This window comes from Paraburkholderia piptadeniae (assembly GCF_900007165.1).
Lineage (GTDB): Bacteria > Pseudomonadota > Gammaproteobacteria > Burkholderiales > Burkholderiaceae > Paraburkholderia > Paraburkholderia piptadeniae.
In genome coordinates this window covers 1-18,026 of the sequence record NZ_CYGY02000026.1, presented here as the reverse complement: position 1 = coordinate 18,026, position 18,026 = coordinate 1, and the positions used below count along the sequence as shown (strand labels likewise).

Here is an 18,026-nt window from a genome sequence, read left to right as displayed (position 1 = left end):
CGATATCAGTGTAGTGCCGGTGTGTGACGTAGCGGTGGACGCAGTTCGAGCCGTCGCGTGGCGACTTTCGCGCGCGTGTCTTCGTCGTGGAAGATGCCGACGATGGCCGCGCCGCGCTCGCGCGCTTCGACGATCAGGTCCGCGACGATGTCGCGGTTTTCCGCATCGAGCGAAGCCGTCGGTTCGTCGAGCAGCAGCACGGGATGTTCCGCGATCAGGCCGCGCGCGATATTCACGCGCTGCTGCTCGCCGCCCGAAAACGTTGCGGGCGCGAGCGGCCACAAGCGTTCAGGCACATTGAGCCGCGCGAGCAATGCAGCGGCGCGTTCGTGCGCTTCGTTGTCGTCGACGCCGCGCGAGACGAGCGGCTCGGCGACGAGATCGAGCGCGCTCACACGCGGAATCACGCGCAGGAACTGGCTCACATAACCGACGACGCTGCGCCGCAAATACAGCACGTCGCGCGGCTCGGCGCCCGTGATCCGCACGTGCTTTGCATCGTGTGCTTCGTCGCGGATCGCGATCGTGCCCGTGCTCGCCAGATAGTTGCCGTACAGGCAGCGCAGGAACGTGCTCTTGCCCGCGCCCGACGGCCCGACCAGCACGACGCATTCGCCGCGCTCGACGTCGAGCGACACGCCCGCGAGCGCTTCGATCTGCACGCCGCCCTGGCCATGCAGCGTGAACGTCTTGCCGATATCGACGGCGCGCAGCATCAGCGCGTTGTTGTCGACGAACGATGTTTCGATTGACGTTGTCATCATGCGATAGACCTTGTTGTGAGCCTCACACGGGCAGAACGGAAGAGACGAGCGTCTGCGTGTATGGGTGCTGCGGATCGTCGAGGACTTGATCCGTAAGACCCGCTTCGACCACTTCGCCGCCTTGCATCACCATCAGCCGATGCGCGAGCAGGCGCGCCACGCCGATGTCGTGCGTGACGATCAGCACGGACAGATGCAGCGTCGACGTCAGCGTGCGCAGCAGATCGAGCAGACGTGCCTGCACGGATACGTCGAGGCCCGCCGTGGGCTCGTCCATGAACACGAGTCGCGGGCCCGTCACGAGATTGCGCGCGATTTGCAGACGCTGCTGCATGCCGCCCGAAAACGCCGACGGCAATTCGTCGATACGTGTTGCGTCGAGCTCGACGCGCGACATCCATTGCGTCGCCGTATCACGGATCTGGCCGTAGTGGCGCGCGCCGACGGCCATCAACGGCTCGCCGATATTCGCGCCCGCCGACACGCCGCTGCGCAGCCCGTCGCGCGGATTCTGCTGCACGAAGCCCCACTCGGTGCGCATCAGCAGACGCTTGCGCGGCTCCGACAATTCGAGCAGATCGAGTGTTTCGCAGTGCGCGCTCGCGTAGTGCAGCGTGCCCGCATCGGCGGACGTGCGCAGTGCGAGCGTGTTCAGCAGCGTCGATTTGCCCGAGCCCGATTCGCCGACGATGCACAGCACTTCGCCTGGATACAGATCGAAGCTGACGTTGCGGCAACCGTTGCGGCCGCCGTATTGTTTGGTGAGCGCGCGTGCGCTCAGAAGCGGCGTCATGCGCTTTCTCCTTCGTTGTGTTCCCCGATTTGATCGATCCCTTGCTGTTCGCGGCGCTCGTGGCAATAGTCGCTGTCCGAGCAGACGAACATGCGCTTGCCTGCGTCGTCGACGATCATTTCATCGAGGAAGCTCTCCGTCGATCCGCACAGCGCGCACGCATGCTCCCAACGTTGCACCTCGAACGGGTGATCGTCGAAATCGAGGCTTTTTACCGGCGTGTACGGCGGAATCGCGTGGATGCGCCGCTCGCGTCCCGCGCCGAACAGTTGCAGCGCGGCGTTCATGTGCATCTTCGGGTTGTCGTACTTCGGGATCGGCGACGGCGACGCGAGATAGCGTCCGTTGACGATCACCGGGTAGTCATACGTCGTCGCGATGCTGCCGTGATGCACGATGTCCTCGTACAGCTTCACGCTGATGAGCCCGTAGTCGGCGAGCGCATGCAGCTTCTTGCACTCGGCCACGCGCGGTTCGAGCCGGAAGAGCGGCTCGGGCATCGGCACCTGATAGACGAGAATCTGCTTGTCGGTGAGCGGCGTTTCGGGAATGCGGTGACGCGTCTGCACGATGGTCGCCTCGCTCGTCTTGCGTGTGGTGCTGACGCCCGTCGTGCGCGCGAAGAAGCGGCGGATGTTGACGGCATTCGTTGTTTCGTCGGAGCCCTGGTCGATCACTTTCAGCGTGTCGTCGCGGCCGATGATCGATGCCGTCACCTGAATGCCGCCCGTGCCCCAGCCGAACGGCAGCGGCATTTCGCGCGACGCGAACGGCACCTGATAGCCCGGCACGGCCACCGCTTTCAAAAGCGCGCGTCGGATCATGCGCTTGGTCTGTTCGTCGAGATACGCGAAGTTGTAGCCCTCGGCGGCGCTATCGGGCGCCGAAGTTTGCATCGTCGTGTCGGGCGCGTTCATGCCGCTTGCTCCTCTTTGTCCTTTTTGTCGTCCTGATCGCTGTCGTCGCGCTGATCGCGTGCCGCGTGCTTCGCGCGCAGGCGGCGCACGAGTTCGAGTTCGGCCTGGAAGTCGACGTAATGCGGCAGCTTCAGATGCTGCACGAAGCCGGATGCCTCGACGTTATCGCTGTGCGACAGCATGAATTCGACGTCCTGCGTCGGCGAGCCGAGCGTTTCGCCGAGCTCTTCGGCGCGCAGCGCGCGATCCACCAACGCCATCGCCATCGCCTTGCGCTCCGAGTGACCGAACGCGAGACCGTAGCCTTGCGTGAAGGTGGGCGGCACTTCGCTGCTGCCCGCGAACTGGTTGATCATCTGGCATTCCGTCACGTCGATTTCGCCGATCTCGACGGCCTCGCCGAGTTCGTCGAGCTCCATCTCGACGGCCACCGTGCCAAAGCGGATCTCGCCCGCGAACGGATGCGAGTGCGCGTAGCCGCGCTGGGTCGCATAGCCCATCGCGAGCAGAAAGCCTTCGTCGCCGCGCGCGAGATTTTGCAGGCGCGTCGCGCGGCTCGCGGGAAACGACAGCGGCTCGCGCGACAGATCGCCGGGTTCGGGCGCGCTTTCGGACACGCTTTCCTGTTCGATCAGGCCTTCCTTGTCGAGCAGCGAGACGACGCGCGGCATCGCTTCCTCGCTTGCGCTTTCACTGCGCTTCGAGGGCGCGGCGCTATCGCCGTCGCGTTCGGCGAGCAAGGTGAAGTCGAGCAGACGCTGCGTGTAGTCATACGTCGCGCCGAGCATCTGGCCGCCGGGCACGTCCTTGAACGTCGCGGAGATGCGCCGCTCGATGTGCATGTCTTCCGTGTCGACGGGTTGCGTATAGCCGAAGCGCGGCAGCGTCGTGCGATAGGCGCGCAGCAGGAAGATCGCTTCGACGAGATCGCCGGCTGCCTGCTTGATCGCGAGCGCGGCGAGCTCTTCGTCGTAGACCGAGCCTTCCGTCATCACGCGTGCGACGGCGAGACGCAATTGCGTGCGGATCTGCGCGACGCTCAGTTCGGCGAACTGCGTATCGCCGCGGCGCGCCTTGTCGAGCAGACGCCACGATGCTTCGATCGCGCGTTCTCCACCTTTGACGGCAACGTACATTAGTTCAGCTCCACTCGGGTTGTGCGCGGCAGGCCGATCAGCGTGTCGCCGCAGACGAGATAACAGTCGATGCCGCACGGAAAGAGCGGCGCGAGTTCGGCGCGCTCGCGCCAGAAGCGCGCGGGCAGGCCGGAAGGCGCGATCGTGTGCGTGTCTTCGATGCCGGGACCGCGCAACGTGATGGGCGCACCTTGCGTCAACGAATCGACGCGCACGAGCAGCGTCACCGATTGCTCCGGTGTTTCGGGCGCGCCGGGCGCGAAGCTCGTAAGCGGCGGCAGCGTGCTGGCGTCGTGCACATAGGCGAACGCGGCTTCTTGCGGCTCGTCGACGAGCGGCGCGCCCGTATGAAAGCGCAACGCCGAGCCGAGTACGGCATCGGGCTGCGAGAGCCACACGGGCGTCGAGTAGTCGCACAGCGCGAGCAGCGCGGCGAAAGCAGCGAGATCGGCGCGCGCGTGCGGCAGGTTGTTGCGCGCGTCGCTGCGCGAAGCGGGCAGCACGTTGTCGATCGTGCCGACCTTGCCCGGACGCGACAGCGCGTCGAGCAGCGTGCGGAACACCGTCTGCGTATCGTGGACGGGATCGGCGAAGCCCGGCGTCAGCATGGAGAGCGCGATCTGCGCGGATTGAGGGGAAGGGTTCATCAGTCGCCTCGGACCATCGTGAAGAATTCGACGCGCGTCGATGCGGCGTCCTGTTGACGTTGCGCGCGTTTCGCCGCGAGTTGCGTAGCGAGCGGCGCGATCAGCTGCTGCTGCAGACGTTCGTGGTGCTGCGGCGTTTGCAGCAATGCGTCTGCGATAGCAGCGAGTTCGGCGCGGCGGCGGTCGCGTCCCAGATGACACGCGACGCCGACGGTTGCGCCTTCATCCGCATCGTTATTGATCGTGCGCAGACGCAGCGTGGCGCGCGTGACGGTCGCTTCGCCGAGATTGAACGCATCGCCCGTGCCGCCGATGCGCCCGCGCACCATTGCAAGCCCGATCTCGGGCGGGCGCAGCCAGTCGAAAGCGGGGAACGGCGTGCCTTCCATCGCGCGGCTCAGCGCGGTTTCGAGATCGGCGCGCGGCGTGCGGGCGAGGACGGCCATCCATGCGCGGCGTGCGGCGTTGGCAGAGGCAGGGGAGGCGGTGGCAGGAGGAGAAGCGGGGGCGCTCATCGGGATTTCCTGGAAGTGGACGGTCAGTGGCAAGTGCAGACATTTGAGCATCTATTCGTCTAAACGTCTAGACGTTTAGAGCTAAAATGTCGCTGTCTCGTGACAGAAGGCGCGTTTCATATTTCCGCCACGGCTCGCAGACTACAATGCACAGAACGCTTATTTGAACCGAAGGGAATGACAGCACCATGACATCGAACGACGACGCGGCGCCGGGCACGATGCTCGAACGGGGAGCGGGCGTTGCCGTATGGCGGCAGATCGAGCAGATCCTCGCGAAGGAGATCGCGGCAAGCGGCTTCGGCGAGGACGGACGTCTGCCGAGCGAAGGCGAGCTTGCGCGGCGCTTCGACGTGAACCGCCATACGATCCGCCGCGCGATGCTGGGTCTCGCCGCGCAAGGACTCGTCAGCGTCGAGCAGGGACGCGGCACGTTCGTGCAGCCGGGCGCCATCGACTATACGATCGGCCGCCGCACGCGTTTTACCGAGAACCTTCGACAGCAGCATCATTCGGCGGCGGGCACGATGCTGTCGGCGGCGCGCGTGAAGGCCGATCCGACCGTCGCGAAAGCGTTGGGCCTGCGCGCGGGCGCGTTCGTGTATCGCATCGAGTCGCTGTATGAAGCGGACGGCGTGCCGCTCACGTTCGCGCGCAACTTCTATCCGGCCGCGCGTTTCGCGGATCTGCCCGACGTGCTCGAACGCGTGGGCGGCATCACGAAGGCGATGGCCGAATACGGCGTGACTGATTATCTGCGCAAGTGGAGCCGTATCGGCAGCGTGCTGCCCGAGCCGGAAGTCGCGCGGCGTCTCGGCATCAACCGGCAGCAGCCTGTGCTGTGGGTCGAAAACGTCGACGTCGATACGGAAGGCACGCCGATCAAATACGGCTTCACGCACTTCGCCGCGGATCGCGTGCAACTGATGGTCGAGCACGACGTATGAGTGCGGCCACGATGAATGCATGGTCCGCGCAGGCGCGCTTTGCAATCTATTACGCGCCGGCGCGCGCGTCGGGCTGGTGGGATGCGGGCTCCGCGTGGCTCGGTCGCGATGCCGAAAGCGGCGCTTCGATTGATTCGCAAGAAGCGCTCGCGCTATCCGAAGCGCTTGCGCAACTGACGGCATCGCCGCGCCGTTATGGCTGGCACGGCACACTCGTCGCGCCGTTCCGTCTTGCCGATGGCGCGACCGTCGCCGATCTGCTCGAAGCTGCGGAAAACTGGGCGCACACGCAAAGGCCGTTCGCATTGCACGTCGAAGCGGCGACGCTGGGCGACTTCGTGGCGATGCGTCCCGCGACACCATCGGCTGACGAACGCATGCGCGCACTCGCCGCCGATGCGCTGCGCACGTTCGCGCCGCTGCGTGAGAAGCCATCCGCCGCCGACACCGCGAAGCGCATGCAGGCGCCGCTGACGGAACGCCAGCGCGAACTGCTCGTCGAATGGGGATACCCGTATGTGCTCGACGAGTTTCGTTTCCACATGACGCTGTCCAATTCGCTCGACAATGCCGCTGATCGCGCCGCGATCGTCGCATGGTGGCATCGCGAGGCGCAGCGTCTCGGGCCGTTGTCGATCGACGGCGCAGCGATCTTCGTCGAGCCTGCGCCGGGCGAGCCGTTCATGCTGTGGCAGCGGCTCGCATTTACAGCAGAACAAGAGGAGTGAATGAACGCATGAAGGGCCGTTTGATCTATGTGATCGGACCATCGGGCGCGGGCAAGGATTCGCTGCTGCATTTCGCGCGCGATCACGTCGCGGGCACGCCCGTTGTCTTTGCGCATCGCTACATCACGCGCGGCACGGGGCACAACGAGAATCACATCGCGTTGACGCGCGAAGAATTCGCCGCGCGTTCGGCGCAAGGCCTCTTTGCGCTCGAATGGTCGAGTCACGAGTTGCACTACGGCATTGGCATCGAGATCGACGCGTGGCTCGCGCGCGGCTGCACCGTCGTCGTCAATGGGTCGCGTGCGTATCTGTCGCGTGCGCTGAAGCGCTATCCGCATCTCGAAGTCGTGCATATCCATGCAGCGCCGCATATTCTCGCGCAGCGTCTCGCGTCGCGCGGACGCGAGACGCAGGAGCAGGTCGAGGCCCGCCTCGCGCGCCAGGCGCCGTTCACGCTGCCCGACGGCGCGCATCTCACGCATATCGACAATTCCGGCACGCTGGAAGCAGCCGGGCAGGCGTTCGTCGACGTGCTGAAGAACGAAGCGCGAGCGCAGCCGTCGTGTGAGTCCCGGACCGATGCGCCCGTTCCCGATGAAAGCGTTAAGTAAGTCAAAGGCACGGCCGTCTTACGGGAAAGGCCTCGCGTTGCTATAGTCTGCGGATTGACGCTGCGCGCGAGACGCGGCAAAAGAACCGGAGCAAACCCGCGGAGCACCCCTGATGACCGACGCCACCCCCCTGACCGAAATCGCCGACCTCGAACCCGCTGCCGCTTCACTGCGCGACATCCGCCGCCACATTCACCACCATCCCGAACTCGCGTACGAGGAAGTCGCGACGGCGGCGCTCGTCGCCGAAAAACTGGAGGCGTGGGGCTGGAAGGTGACGCGCGGGGTCGGCCAGACGGGCGTGGTCGGTACGTTGAAGGTCGGCGACGGCACGCGCAGCATCGGGCTGCGCGCGGACATGGACGCACTGCCCATCGTCGAGCAGACGGGCTTGCCGTATGCGAGCGGCACGCACGGCAAGATGCATGCATGCGGTCACGACGGCCACACGACGATGCTGCTCGGCGCCGCCGAGCATCTGGCGAAGACGCGCCGCTTCTCGGGCACGGTGCATCTGTACTTTCAGCCGGCCGAGGAAAGCGGGATCGACAGCGGCGCGAAGAAGATGATCGACGACGGCCTGTTCGAGCGCTTTCCATGTGACGCGGTGTTCGGCGTGCACAACCATCCGGGCGCGGAGCCGGGCAAGTTCCTGTTTCGCAAGGGCGCGTTCATGGCGGCGGGCGACAAGGCCACGATCACGATCGAAGGCGTCGGCGGCCACGCGGCGCGCCCGCATCTCACCGTCGATCCCATCGTGATCGCGTCGAGCATCGTGATGGCGCTGCAAACCATCGTCGCGCGCAACGTGAACCCGGCGCAGCCCGCCGTCGTGACGGTCGGCACGATGCACTCGGGCGTCGCGAACAACGTGATTCCGTCGAGCGCGAAGCTCGAATTGAGCGTGCGCTCGTTCAGCCCGGAAGTGCGGGCGCTTCTGAAGCAGCGCATCATCGAACTCGCCGAAGCGCAGGCCGCGAGCTATGGCGGCAAGGCGCACGTCGACTACATCGAAGGCTATCCCGTCGTCGTCAATACGGATGCCGAAACGGAGTTTGCGATTCAGGTCGCGCGCGAACTGGTCGGCGCTGAAAACGTCGAGCCGAATGCGGACATCCTGATGGGCAGCGAAGACTTCGCGTTCATGCTCGAACAGCGGCCGGGGTCGTTCCTGCGCCTGGGCAATGGCGTCGGCGAGGACGGCTGCATGGTGCACAACCCGCACTACGATTTCAACGACCGCAATCTGCCGATCGGCGCCGCGTACTGGGCGCGTCTCGTGGAGCGCTATCTGAGCCGTTGACAGGCCGTTGATGGACGGGCGCGTTTGAATCGGTGTTGCGCGCGCGGCTCAGCTTTCGCGATTCGCTGAGGCAAAGACGCGCGTCGCTCGCGCTCTTCACGATGCGCAAGCCGCGCGCAATCGCGATCAGCCGCGCAGCGCGACCATATCCGATACGGATTGCGCCGCTTTTTGCAGCGGTTCGAGAAACGCCTTCACCATCTGCTTCGCGGAATTGCGCTGCGCGTTGCCGCTGATGTTCATCGCCGCGATGATCTGCCCGCGCCGGTTGCGGATCGGCGCGGACAGCGAAATCAGCCCGCCTTCCAGCTCCTGATCGACGACGGCCCAGCCCTGGCTGCGCACCTGCGCGATCGCCTTTTTCAACTCGTTCCTGTCGGTGATCGTGCGCGGCGTGTGCGCGACGATGGGCGAGGCGTCGAGGGTCGCGTCGAGTGTCGCTTCGTCGAGCGACGACAGCAGCACGCGTCCCATCGACGTGCAATACGCCGGCAAACGGCTGCCGATCGACAGATTGATCGTCATGATCTTGTGCGTCGGCACGCGCAGCACGTAGACGATCTCCGTGCGGTCGAGCACGGCCGCCGAACAGCTTTCGTGCACCTGTGCCGACAGTTCTTCCATGAAGGGCTCGGCGAGATTCCAGAACGGCATCGACGTCAGATACGCGAAACCGAGGTCGAGAATCTTCGGCGTCAGGCGAAAGAGACGCCCTTCGGCCTCGACGTAGCCGAGCGTTTGCAGCGTCAGCAGAATGCGGCGCGCGCCCGCGCGCGTGAGGCCCGTCGCCGATGCGACGTCGGTGAGCGTCTGCTCGGGCCGCTCGGCGTTGAACGCGCGGATCACCGCGAGGCCGCGCGCGAACGACTGCACGTACGAGTCGCCCGGTTTGTCGGGCGCGTCCCCATCGTTGACGGAAACGGCTTGTGACGCTGGTGGGACTTTGCTCATGGGCCTATGCACGATACGTTCAAACGTTGGGACAGCCTTCGTTGGCCTGCGGAAAGCCGTGACGATAGCGCAAGCGCCCGGATTCGCCAACTTCGCCGCGGGTTCCCCGCGCCGGCCGTTCCTGCCGGCTTCTGCCGTTTTGAGCGACACCTTATTGCGGATTCCGACGCGCGCTCGCGCGCCGCCGCGCTTGACAGTCTTTCCGCCACCCGCCTATCATCAAACCTGAATTGTTCGATATGTGATCGTTTGTTCGAGTATAGAACAAACTTCGGTTCATCGGCACATTTTCCCGGCGCTCCCCATGCGCCGACGCTGGCGCCTTCCACGATACGCCAGCCTGCCATTACTGGAGACATCTCATGACGGAAGCTTTCCTGTGCGACGCGATTCGCACGCCGATTGGCCGCTATGCGGGTTCGCTGTCGTCGGTGCGCGCCGACGATCTGGGCGCCGTGCCGCTCAAGGCGCTGATGGAGCGCAACAAGGAAGTCGACTGGAGCGCGATCGACGACGTGATCTACGGCTGCGCGAACCAGGCGGGCGAGGACAACCGCAACGTCGCACGCATGTCGCTGCTGCTGGCGGGCCTGCCGAAGGATGTGGCGGGCTCGACGGTCAACCGTCTGTGCGGCTCGGGTATGGATGCCATCGGCATCGCGGCGCGCGCGATCAAGTCGGGGGAGGCGGGGCTGATGGTCGCGGGCGGCGTCGAGAGCATGAGCCGCGCGCCGTTCGTGATGGGCAAGGCAACGAGCGCGTTCTCGCGCCAGGCCGACATCTACGACACGACGATCGGCTGGCGTTTCGTCAACCCGCTGATGAAGCAGCTGTACGGTGTCGACTCGATGCCGGAGACGGGCGAAAACGTCGCCACCGACTACAACATCAGCCGCGCCGATCAGGATGCGTTCGCGATGCGCAGCCAGCAGAAGGCGGCGCGCGCGCAGCAGGACGGCACGCTCGCGCAGGAAATCGTCCCGGTGACGATTCCGCAGAAGAAGGGTGACGCGATCGTCGTATCGAAGGACGAGCATCCGCGCGAGACGAGCCTCGAAGCGCTCGCGAAGCTGAAGGGCGTCGTGCGCCCGGACGGCACGGTGACGGCGGGCAACGCGTCGGGCGTCAATGACGGCGCGGCTGCTTTGCTGCTCGCGAACGAAGAGACCGCGAAGCGTTATGGCCTGACGCCGCGCGCACGCGTGCTCGGCATCGCAACGGCGGGTGTCGCGCCGCGCGTGATGGGCATCGGACCGGCGCCCGCGACGCAGAAGCTGCTTGCGCGCCTGAACATGAGCATCAACCAGTTCGACGTGATCGAATTGAACGAAGCGTTCGCATCGCAAGGCCTGGCCGTGCTGCGCGCGCTGGGTGTCGCCGATGACGACGCGCGCGTGAATCCGAACGGCGGCGCGATTGCATTGGGCCATCCGCTCGGCATGAGCGGCGCCCGGCTCGTGACGACAGCGATGTATCAGCTGCAACGCACGCAAGGCCGCTTCGCGCTGTGCACGATGTGCATCGGGGTGGGGCAGGGCATTGCGATCGCGATCGAACGCGTTTGATCGTTTGATCGTTTGATCGTTTGATCGGCTGTCGAGCATCGCATGGCGAGTCCGTCATGCGATGCGCCACGCGGCGTTCAGAACGTCAGATCGTGCAGCTTGCGCATGCCATCGAGCAGCCATTGAAAGATCGACTGCTCCGACTGCGCGACGGGTGTCGGCGTGCCGAGCTTGCCTAGCGTATCCTGGCGGCGCGACAGCAGCCGGCACATCAGCTTTGCGACGTCGGGATTGTCCTTGAGCAGCGGCGTCACGTCGTCTTTCTTCAACTGATAGACGACGGCGTGCGTCAGCGCCGAAATCTTCACGCGCGCGGGCATGCCCGCGAGCAGCCCCGCTTCGCCCATTGAATCGCCGGGACCGAGGCGGTTCACTTCAACGGGACCGGACGCGCTTTCCGCGACGACCGACAGCACGCCCGAATCGACGATGCTCAGATTGTCGGGCACGGTTTCGGGCGTGAGCACGATGTCGCCGCGGTCATATTCATGGCGCGAAAGCAGGGGCGCGAGCCGCGCCAGCTCTTCGGGCGTCAATGCGGCGAACAGTTCGACGCGCCTGAGCAGGCTGATCCTGCGATCGACCTGCGCCGCGGGCGCGGCGGGCGCATACGGGACGCCCGGCGGTCTCAGCTCGACGCCCGCCGCCGCGAGATGCCGGTAGCACAGGTCGTAAAGCTCGTTCGTGACAGCGAGCTTCTTGCTCATGTCGTCGACGTAGGCCGTCGCTTCGTACTGGATCGACGTGACGGTGGTCCTCTTCACGAGCGCATACGGCGCGGGGTCCGCGATCACGGCGCGCACGCCGGCCAGCGCGCGTTCGAGCGCGGCCAGCACGACGCCCGGGCGCGCTTCGGGCGTGATCTCGAGCGTGACGGTCACGCCATGCAGCGTCGGCGGGCGGCTGCTGTTCGTGATCTTCGCCTTGGCCGCGACCGCGTTCGGCACGATGACGATGTTGCCTTGCGACGTCAGCAGATGCGTTGCGCGCCAGTTCATCTCCAGCACCTTGCCCTCGACGCCGTCGATGGAAACCCAGTTGCCGATGTGATACGGCTCCGTCGTGTTGATCACGATGCCCGCGAACACATCGCTGAGCGTGCTTTGAATCGCAAGGCCCAGCACGATCGCAAGCGCGCCCGATGTCGCGACGAGTCCGCGCACGGGCAACTCGAGCACGAAGCCGAGCGCGGCGACGACGGCAGCCAGAAACACGAGCGCGCCGAACACATCCTGAAAGAGCCGCTGACGGCGCCAAGTCCTCGGCAGGAGCAGCGTGTCGAGCGCCATGCTGAGCAGGCGCGCGCCCATGAGCCACCAGATGATTTCGAGCACCTGGCCGATCACGTGCAGCGGCCGCGAATTCAGATAGGGCGCCTGCGAGAACGGGCTCAGGTTCGAGCTGAACAGCAGCGCGCTAAAGGCCGCATAGATGCAGAGCCGCACTAGCAGACGCGCGACTTCGTTTCGGGGTATCGCGCAACGCCACACCACCACATCGAGCGCGACGAGCGCAAAGCCGATAATCAGCGGATTGTTCACGCGCACTCCATGGCGGGACGGAACGATGAAGAAACGTGCGAGCCGGTTGCCGCGACAGTAGCACGGCCTCGTGCAACGCGGCGCGATGGCGGATGCGATGCCGCGATCGCTACGAGCACGAGCCCATTTTTTACGACATTTTTTCTTGTTGCGCATCAGAGCCGTCCCTAGACTGCAGGCATCGATCGTTGAACGGAGAGGCCATGCAGAAGCGGCACGCAGTCGTCAGCCGGAACGCGCACTGTTCGGGCATTCGCCACGAAACCGGCGGCATCGTGCGGCGTTTCGATCCCGCGCGCGACTCGTACGCGCAACTCACCGCGATGCTGCATCGCGCGTTCGCGAGGCTCGGGATGATGGGACTCAACTGCACGTGTGTCGATCAGTCCATCGCGGTGACGCAGCAGCGCGCATCGGCAGGCGACTGTTTCGTTGCAGTCTGCAACGGCAAGATCGTCGGCACGATGACGCTCTATGCGCGCGACGCCGAGTCGCCGTGCGAGCTTTATCAGCGCGACGATGTGGCGAGCGTGCGCCAGTTCGGCATCGATCCGATGTGGCAAGGGCGCGGCATCGGCAAGTCGATGCTGACGTTCGCCGAGCATTGGGCCGCGACGCGCGGCTTTGCCGAGCTTGCGCTCGACACGCCGGAGCCCGCTGCGCATCTGATCGCGTTCTATCGCGCGCAAGGCTTTCGCATCGTCGATACGCATCACTTCGATGGCAAGCGTTACGACAGCGCGATACTCAGCAAGCCGCCCGTTGCCGTCCGCATGATGGCGACGTGGTCGCGGCGTCTGGAATTGCCGCGCGCAGTGCCGCGCGCCACGAACCGGCGCGCGGCGTGAGCGTCATCGGGCGCGTGCGCCGCGGGATGCTGCCAATTTCCCGATGGAACCGGCTCGACATGTCAAAAGTTCTGTTGAATGCTGCGCGGATTGCGCCACGGTGCCGCGCGCAGCATGGCCGCGTGCACAGGCATACGGAAAATTATCGCCGTGCTGTCGATTCACTGCCGCCTCGCTCGTCGTGTGTGTAGAACCGGGCAACGACGCGAGATATGCCTACGTTCTCACGAAACCGCGAAAGGAGGCTGCAATGAATTATGTGGACGGATTTGTCGTCGGCGTAAAGGAGGAGAATCGCGAAACTTACCGTAGGCATGCCCAGATTGCCGCGGGCGTTTTCAAGGAATACGGCGCGCTGAATGTCGTCGAGTGCTGGGGCGACGACGTGCCCGAAGGCAAGCTCACGTCGTTTCCGATGGCCGTCAAGCTCGAACCCGGCGAGGTGGTGGTGTTCTCTTGGGTCGTGTGGCCGTCGCGCGCGGCACGCGACGAAGGGATGAAGAAAGTGATGGCCGATCCGCGCACGCAGCCCGATGCGCTGCCGATGCCGTTCGACGGCAAGCGTCTGATCTACGGCGGCTTCGAAGTGATCGTCGACGTGTAGCGCGAGACGTCCCGCGTGCGGCGCGCTTGAGCTAGAGCGTTTCGGTGAACATGGGCGTCGTGCCGTCGGTGCTCTCGTAGTACTCGGCCGACGCTTGCGCTTTCTGTGTGCCTTGTCCGAGCCGGACGATCGTGAAGCCGTGCATGTAGACCTTGTTCGCCTGTTTCAGCAGGACGTTCTGCAGCGCGGGCGGATTGACGACGCGCGGGTCCGGCGCGTTCTCCGGGCCATTGACGAGCACGGGCACGGCGCCGTGTCCGATGCACCGTCCGCGCGTCAAGCCGAGGTACGGCTGATACACGCTCAGGCTGTGTTCATGGCCCCAGAACCACGCGGTGATCGGCTGCTTCGCAGCCTGCGAAAAGCGTCGAAAGCTCGCGAGCAGCCGCGGGTTGTACGCAGTCAGCTTGCCGTCCGTCTGCGGCGGTCCGATCTGCGAGAGCGCGGAAAACAGCTGGTGATGCGAGAGGAGAATCGTCTTGCCGCTGAATTCGGCGATGCGCTCGACGATCCAGTCTTCTTCGTCCTGCTCCAGAAAGGTCACGACGTCGGTCACCGTGAACGGGTTGTAGTCGTGCAGGCCCGTGTCCATCGCGATGAACTGCCAGTCGTCGTTGCGCAGACAGAAGAAGCTGGCGGGCTGCAGGCGCGCGTGATCGTTGAGCGTGTCGATCAGCCCGTAATAGCCGGCGCCGCCCGAGTACATGTCGTGATTGCCGGAGAGCGTATAGACGGGCACGTCCTTCGTATCGCGCGAAAGCACGGCATCGACGATCTTCCTGAAGTTCGCGTCGCACTCCTGCGGCGTGCCCGAGTAGTAGATGTCGCCGAGATGGATCACGACGTCCGGGCTTTGCAGCGCGGCCTGTTTCAGCAGATCGGCGGCGACCTGGGTGCCCGTGCCCCAGTCTGCGATCAGCACGACTGTCGCGCCCGCTTTCAGCGGAACCGTGACGGGTCCGATCGCGGCCGCGCGCCGGTAGGGAATCGCGGCGCGCTTGCCGTCCGCGCCGAAGTACTGCATGTAGTTTTCAATGACCGTGAGCCACGCGGGGTCGCAGACGTTGTAGCGGATATCGTTCTGGATGCTTTCGGCCGTCGCGTTGTCGCCGCGTGCGCGTGCTTCCATCAGATCGAGTCCCATCTTCGCGCACGTCCACGCGTCCTGCGCGATCTCTCCCGGCGCGACATCGGGCAGCGACGCCTCGCCTTGCGCCTTCAGTTGCGCGATCGTCGCGGCGGCGTTGACGAGCGGGTTGTCGAGGCCCGGCCGCGACGTGAGACCCGTGGAAGGCGTCGTCGTGCGCACGACTTCATCGACGACGGATTGAAACATCGAGACGAACTGATCGCGGAAACTTTCGGGCTCGGTGGCCATGACGCTCTCCCGTTCAATGCGGATCGGCTTGTTACGCGAAAGCCGCAAGTAAAGTTGTGGTGTCGACGCTATCGACAGGCTTAAGGATCGTTCCGGCAACACCAAGACGATTGGCTCGCCGCAATTTGCACAAAAGGCGCTGCGCGATCAGATATCGCCGGGCATTTTTCTGACTGCAATCGGCGGGACACTGCGGGACACTTTTCAACTGCGCGTGGGCTCAAGCTTTTCGCGGCGATGCCGTTATCGTGACTGGCCATCCCTCTGCAAAGCCTTCACCCAAGATGCGTTTGACGAAGCTCGAGTCAGTCCTTTCAGCCGTAGCGGTATTCGCCGTCGTGAGTTTCAGCGGATGGCTCCAGGGCGAAATGAAGCACGCCGCGCGTGAGCGCAACCGGCACGACATCGGCACGATCGTCGATGCGGCGTGCGCGAACCTGACGGCCGCCGAACTCGAATCGAACGACAACGGCCAGTTGCAATGTGGCGCGGTAATGCTCGAAGCGCCGCGCGAACCGTCGGCGGCAGCGGGGGCGTTGACGGCATCCGTGAACGGCGCGGCGACGAGCGTCCCGAATCCATAAGCTGCGACAGCACGCCCCCTGTGCTCTCCGCCAGACGGGACGCGCCGCCCGTCGACAATACCTCACACACTGATATACTGAATACGTCACCAGTCCGCGTGGCGATGGATGCCCGCGGCACGATACGGGCGCGGCGCATCCGGCCGCTTGAACAACCACGGTGTTCAAGACACCGACCCATCAGAGGCGATGCATGTCGTCAGAACTGGACAGCCGGCCAGCGGCAACACCGTTCACCCTGTCATTGCAACCCATCGGGACCAGCGCGAGCCTGCGCGATCGCGCGTACGCAATGCTGCGCCAGGCGATCGCCGACGCGGACATTTACGCGTCGCGCGAAGAGATCCGTCTCGACGATCGCGCGCTGAGCGAATCGCTCGGCGTGAGCCGCACGCCCGTGCGCGAGGCGATGACGCTGCTCGAGCAGGAAGGCTTCGTGCGCACGATTCCGCGCCGGGGCATCTACATCGTGCGCAAGAGCAAGCGCGAGATCGTCGAGATGGTGCAGATGTGGGCCGCGCTCGAAAGCATGGCCGCGCGTCTCGCGACACTGCATGCGACGGACGAGGAGATCGCGCGGCTGCGTCATATGTTCGACCAGTTCCGCGATTCGACGCCCGCCGAGCATATCGCCGAGTACTCGGACGCGAATATCGCGTTCCACCAGGCAATCGTCGAACTGTCGAAGTCGCAGATCATTCTCGACACGATCAAGAACATTTTCATTCACGTGCGCGCGATCCGCCGGATGACGATTTCGCAGAGCGACCGCGCGTCGCGCTCGATCGTCGATCATCTGCGGATCATCGAAGCACTCGAAAAGCGCGACACCGAACTCGCCGAGCGCCTGGTGCGTCAGCACTCGCTCGATCTCGCCGCCTTCATCGAGGCGAACTGCGATTTCCTCGACTGAGCGCAGCGCGCTTTCAGCAGTACCGCTCTCCGCTCTCTAGCGGACATCCGTTTCGCGGATGTCCGCATCTTCCCTCATTGCCAAGCGGCAAGCTCGTCTGCGCGTCCCGTGCGATCGCATCCATAAACGATTGCCTATCGGTTCGATAAGTAACTTTAATTATTCGCAATTCGCTACACGCGCTTAGCATGGGTTCGCCCGGAATAAGCCTTTGGGTTAAGGGTTAACGCTTGCTTTTGTGCTTCGATGTGCATCGCATAGGGGAAAATCCGCAGCCCGTTGGAATAAAAATGAAAAGACCGCAGCCTGTTTGAATGGTTAACTACGCAGGTCTGTCGAAAGTCACCCAATGCCGGGTAGAAGAAAACGAGTAAGGCGCTTGCGGGCGCAACGATCCTGGATCGCGCAGTCCGCATCGAAAACATTAGAACGCAACATTTTGCATGCGACGGGCGTAAGCGCTAAAGCGCCGACTCCCGTCGACAGCGGAGACGATGCACATGAATGGAAACACCCGACAGGCGACGGGAAGCGGTTTCTTTTCGAACCGTTGGTGTCAGCTGATCATCGGTATGCTATGCATGGCGCTGGTCGCAAATCTTCAATATGCGTGGACGCTCTTCGTCGCTCCGATGAATGCGCGGCACCACTGGGGCGAAGCATCGATTCAGCTTGCCTTCTCGATCTTCATTCTCACTGAAACATGGCTCGTGCCCGTCGAAGGGTGGCTCGTCGACCGCTTCGGTCCGCGTCCCGTCGTGGCGGGCGGCGCGCTCTGCGCGGGCCTTGCATGGGTGCTGAATTCATACGCGACGACGCTGCCTGAACTCTACGCGGCGTCCGTCATTGCCGGCATCGGCGCGGGCGGCGTGTACGGCACGTGCGTCGGCAATGCGCTCAAGTGGTTCCCGGACAAGCGCGGCCTCGCCGCGGGGCTGACGGCGGCGGGCTTCGGCGCGGGTGCGGCCGTCACCGTGATCCCGATCGCAAACATGATTACGCGCTCAGGTTACGAGCACACGTTCCTGTTCTTCGGCATCCTGCAAGGCGTGTGCATCTTCGTGCTCGCGCTGCTGCTGAAAAAGCCGGTCGCGCGCGCGGCAAACAACGTGAAGCGCAAGTTCGCCGTGACCAAGGTCGATTACACACCTGGCCAGATGATCAAGGCGCCCGTGTTCTGGGTGATCTATCTGTGTTTCGTCGCGGTTGCGGCGGGCGGCCTGATGGCGACCGCGCAAATCGGGCCGATCGCGAAGGACTGGGGCCTCGCGAAGCTGC

Annotated in this window: 19 protein-coding genes; 10 read left to right on the top strand and 9 right to left on the bottom strand. The window is 64.4% G+C overall.

Annotated features, from left to right (window positions below; genetic code table 11):
- Positions 1 to 5 precede the first annotated feature (5 nt).
- Genes phnL through phnG form a run of 6 tightly spaced genes read right to left on the bottom strand, consistent with a single transcriptional unit; the run spans position 6 to position 4,772 of the window.
- Positions 6 to 761, bottom strand: coding sequence for a phosphonate C-P lyase system protein PhnL (gene phnL, locus BN2476_RS13855; RefSeq protein ID WP_087734810.1), 756 nt, complete (start codon positions 759 to 761; stop codon positions 6 to 8).
- A gap of 25 nt (positions 762 to 786) precedes the next feature.
- The gene (gene phnK, locus BN2476_RS13850) at positions 787 to 1,557 is read right to left on the bottom strand and encodes a phosphonate C-P lyase system protein PhnK (protein ID WP_087734754.1); all 771 of its coding nucleotides are present in this window, start codon (positions 1,555 to 1,557) and stop codon (positions 787 to 789) included.
- The gene (locus tag BN2476_RS13845; protein ID WP_087734753.1) at positions 1,554 to 2,474 is read right to left on the bottom strand and encodes an alpha-D-ribose 1-methylphosphonate 5-phosphate C-P-lyase PhnJ; all 921 of its coding nucleotides are present in this window, start codon (positions 2,472 to 2,474) and stop codon (positions 1,554 to 1,556) included. Before BN2476_RS13845 ends, phnK begins: the two co-directional genes overlap by 4 nt.
- Positions 2,471 to 3,610 (bottom strand): carbon-phosphorus lyase complex subunit, encoded by a 1,140-nt coding sequence (locus BN2476_RS13840; RefSeq protein ID WP_087734752.1) that lies wholly within the window; start codon positions 3,608 to 3,610, stop codon positions 2,471 to 2,473. The genes BN2476_RS13845 and BN2476_RS13840 overlap by 4 nt, the downstream gene beginning before the upstream one ends.
- Positions 3,610 to 4,257 carry a phosphonate C-P lyase system protein PhnH gene (gene phnH, locus BN2476_RS13835; protein ID WP_087734751.1) on the bottom strand — a complete coding sequence of 216 codons (648 nt, stop codon included), beginning with the start codon at positions 4,255 to 4,257 and terminating at the stop codon, positions 3,610 to 3,612. The genes BN2476_RS13840 and phnH overlap by 1 nt, the downstream gene beginning before the upstream one ends.
- The gene (gene phnG, locus BN2476_RS13830) at positions 4,257 to 4,772 is read right to left on the bottom strand and encodes a phosphonate C-P lyase system protein PhnG (protein ID WP_087734809.1); all 516 of its coding nucleotides are present in this window, start codon (positions 4,770 to 4,772) and stop codon (positions 4,257 to 4,259) included. Before phnG ends, phnH begins: the two co-directional genes overlap by 1 nt.
- A gap of 188 nt (positions 4,773 to 4,960) precedes the next feature.
- Between phnG and phnF the strand changes: the two genes are divergently transcribed.
- The 4 genes from phnF (at position 4,961) to BN2476_RS13810 (ending at position 8,364) form a co-directional block, all read left to right on the top strand.
- Positions 4,961 to 5,719, top strand: coding sequence for a phosphonate metabolism transcriptional regulator PhnF (gene phnF / locus BN2476_RS13825; protein ID WP_087734750.1), 759 nt, complete (start codon positions 4,961 to 4,963; stop codon positions 5,717 to 5,719).
- Entirely contained in the window at positions 5,716 to 6,447 is a 732-nt protein-coding gene (locus BN2476_RS13820) for a DUF1045 domain-containing protein (protein ID WP_087734749.1), read from the top strand. The genes phnF and BN2476_RS13820 overlap by 4 nt, the downstream gene beginning before the upstream one ends.
- 8 nt (positions 6,448 to 6,455) lie before the next feature.
- Positions 6,456 to 7,061: a phosphonate metabolism protein/1,5-bisphosphokinase (PRPP-forming) PhnN gene (phnN, locus tag BN2476_RS13815; RefSeq protein WP_087734808.1), complete on the top strand. Its 606-nt coding sequence runs from the start codon at positions 6,456 to 6,458 to the stop codon at positions 7,059 to 7,061.
- A gap of 112 nt (positions 7,062 to 7,173) precedes the next feature.
- Complete coding sequence (locus BN2476_RS13810; protein ID WP_087734748.1) at positions 7,174 to 8,364, top strand: M20 aminoacylase family protein; 1,191 nt, start codon at positions 7,174 to 7,176, stop codon at positions 8,362 to 8,364.
- A 126-nt stretch (positions 8,365 to 8,490) separates the two neighbouring features.
- Here the strand turns inward: BN2476_RS13810 and BN2476_RS13805 are convergent, their stop codons facing one another.
- Positions 8,491 to 9,315: an IclR family transcriptional regulator gene (locus tag BN2476_RS13805; protein WP_087734747.1), complete on the bottom strand. Its 825-nt coding sequence runs from the start codon at positions 9,313 to 9,315 to the stop codon at positions 8,491 to 8,493.
- A gap of 362 nt (positions 9,316 to 9,677) precedes the next feature.
- On the opposite strand from BN2476_RS13805, the gene pcaF reads away from it, so the two are divergent.
- A complete protein-coding gene (gene pcaF, locus BN2476_RS13800) occupies positions 9,678 to 10,880 on the top strand; it encodes a 3-oxoadipyl-CoA thiolase (RefSeq protein ID WP_087734746.1) in 1,203 nt (400 codons plus the stop codon).
- Positions 10,881 to 10,957: 77 nt separating this feature from the next.
- Here pcaF and BN2476_RS13795 read toward each other — a convergent pair whose 3' ends face one another.
- On the bottom strand, positions 10,958 to 12,421 hold the full coding sequence (locus tag BN2476_RS13795) for a mechanosensitive ion channel family protein (RefSeq protein ID WP_087734807.1): 1,464 nt from the start codon (positions 12,419 to 12,421) through the stop codon (positions 10,958 to 10,960).
- Positions 12,422 to 12,624: 203 nt separating this feature from the next.
- On the opposite strand from BN2476_RS13795, the gene BN2476_RS13790 reads away from it, so the two are divergent.
- A complete protein-coding gene (locus tag BN2476_RS13790; protein WP_087734745.1) occupies positions 12,625 to 13,269 on the top strand; it encodes a GNAT family N-acetyltransferase in 645 nt (214 codons plus the stop codon).
- 250 nt (positions 13,270 to 13,519) lie between these two features.
- The gene (locus BN2476_RS13785) at positions 13,520 to 13,873 is read left to right on the top strand and encodes a DUF1428 domain-containing protein (RefSeq protein ID WP_087734744.1); all 354 of its coding nucleotides are present in this window, start codon (positions 13,520 to 13,522) and stop codon (positions 13,871 to 13,873) included.
- 31 nt (positions 13,874 to 13,904) lie between these two features.
- Here BN2476_RS13785 and BN2476_RS13780 read toward each other — a convergent pair whose 3' ends face one another.
- A complete protein-coding gene (locus BN2476_RS13780; RefSeq protein WP_087734743.1) occupies positions 13,905 to 15,251 on the bottom strand; it encodes a metallophosphoesterase family protein in 1,347 nt (448 codons plus the stop codon).
- A gap of 368 nt (positions 15,252 to 15,619) precedes the next feature.
- Between BN2476_RS13780 and BN2476_RS13775 the strand changes: the two genes are divergently transcribed.
- The 3 genes from BN2476_RS13775 to oxlT all read left to right on the top strand — a co-directional run.
- Entirely contained in the window at positions 15,620 to 15,835 is a 216-nt protein-coding gene (locus tag BN2476_RS13775; RefSeq protein WP_235850819.1) for a hypothetical protein, read from the top strand.
- A 193-nt stretch (positions 15,836 to 16,028) separates the two neighbouring features.
- Positions 16,029 to 16,748: a GntR family transcriptional regulator gene (locus BN2476_RS13770; protein ID WP_087734741.1), complete on the top strand. Its 720-nt coding sequence runs from the start codon at positions 16,029 to 16,031 to the stop codon at positions 16,746 to 16,748.
- 500 nt (positions 16,749 to 17,248) lie between these two features.
- Positions 17,249 to 18,026: oxalate/formate MFS antiporter (gene oxlT / locus BN2476_RS13765; RefSeq protein ID WP_087734806.1), on the top strand; the 778-nt coding region annotated here is incomplete at its 3' end.

Bases quoted from the DNA above. Each gene is read 5' to 3' on its own strand.
- phnL (WP_087734810.1), bottom strand. From the start codon at position 761: ATGACAACGTCAATCGAAACATCGTTCGTCGACAACAACGCGCTGATG.
- phnK (WP_087734754.1), bottom strand. From the start codon at position 1,557: ATGACGCCGCTTCTGAGCGCACGCGCGCTCACCAAACAATACGGCGGC.
- BN2476_RS13845 (WP_087734753.1), bottom strand. From the start codon at position 2,474: ATGAACGCGCCCGACACGACGATGCAAACTTCGGCGCCCGATAGCGCC.
- BN2476_RS13840 (WP_087734752.1), bottom strand. From the start codon at position 3,610: ATGTACGTTGCCGTCAAAGGTGGAGAACGCGCGATCGAAGCATCGTGG.
- phnH (WP_087734751.1), bottom strand. From the start codon at position 4,257: ATGAACCCTTCCCCTCAATCCGCGCAGATCGCGCTCTCCATGCTGACG.
- phnG (WP_087734809.1), bottom strand. From the start codon at position 4,772: ATGAGCGCCCCCGCTTCTCCTCCTGCCACCGCCTCCCCTGCCTCTGCC.
- phnF (WP_087734750.1), top strand. From the start codon at position 4,961: ATGACATCGAACGACGACGCGGCGCCGGGCACGATGCTCGAACGGGGA.
- BN2476_RS13820 (WP_087734749.1), top strand. From the start codon at position 5,716: ATGAGTGCGGCCACGATGAATGCATGGTCCGCGCAGGCGCGCTTTGCA.
- phnN (WP_087734808.1), top strand. From the start codon at position 6,456: ATGAAGGGCCGTTTGATCTATGTGATCGGACCATCGGGCGCGGGCAAG.
- BN2476_RS13810 (WP_087734748.1), top strand. From the start codon at position 7,174: ATGACCGACGCCACCCCCCTGACCGAAATCGCCGACCTCGAACCCGCT.
- BN2476_RS13805 (WP_087734747.1), bottom strand. From the start codon at position 9,315: ATGAGCAAAGTCCCACCAGCGTCACAAGCCGTTTCCGTCAACGATGGG.
- pcaF (WP_087734746.1), top strand. From the start codon at position 9,678: ATGACGGAAGCTTTCCTGTGCGACGCGATTCGCACGCCGATTGGCCGC.
- BN2476_RS13790 (WP_087734745.1), top strand. From the start codon at position 12,625: ATGCAGAAGCGGCACGCAGTCGTCAGCCGGAACGCGCACTGTTCGGGC.
- BN2476_RS13785 (WP_087734744.1), top strand. From the start codon at position 13,520: ATGAATTATGTGGACGGATTTGTCGTCGGCGTAAAGGAGGAGAATCGC.
- BN2476_RS13780 (WP_087734743.1), bottom strand. From the start codon at position 15,251: ATGGCCACCGAGCCCGAAAGTTTCCGCGATCAGTTCGTCTCGATGTTT.
- BN2476_RS13775 (WP_235850819.1), top strand. From the start codon at position 15,620: ATGAAGCACGCCGCGCGTGAGCGCAACCGGCACGACATCGGCACGATC.
- BN2476_RS13770 (WP_087734741.1), top strand. From the start codon at position 16,029: ATGTCGTCAGAACTGGACAGCCGGCCAGCGGCAACACCGTTCACCCTG.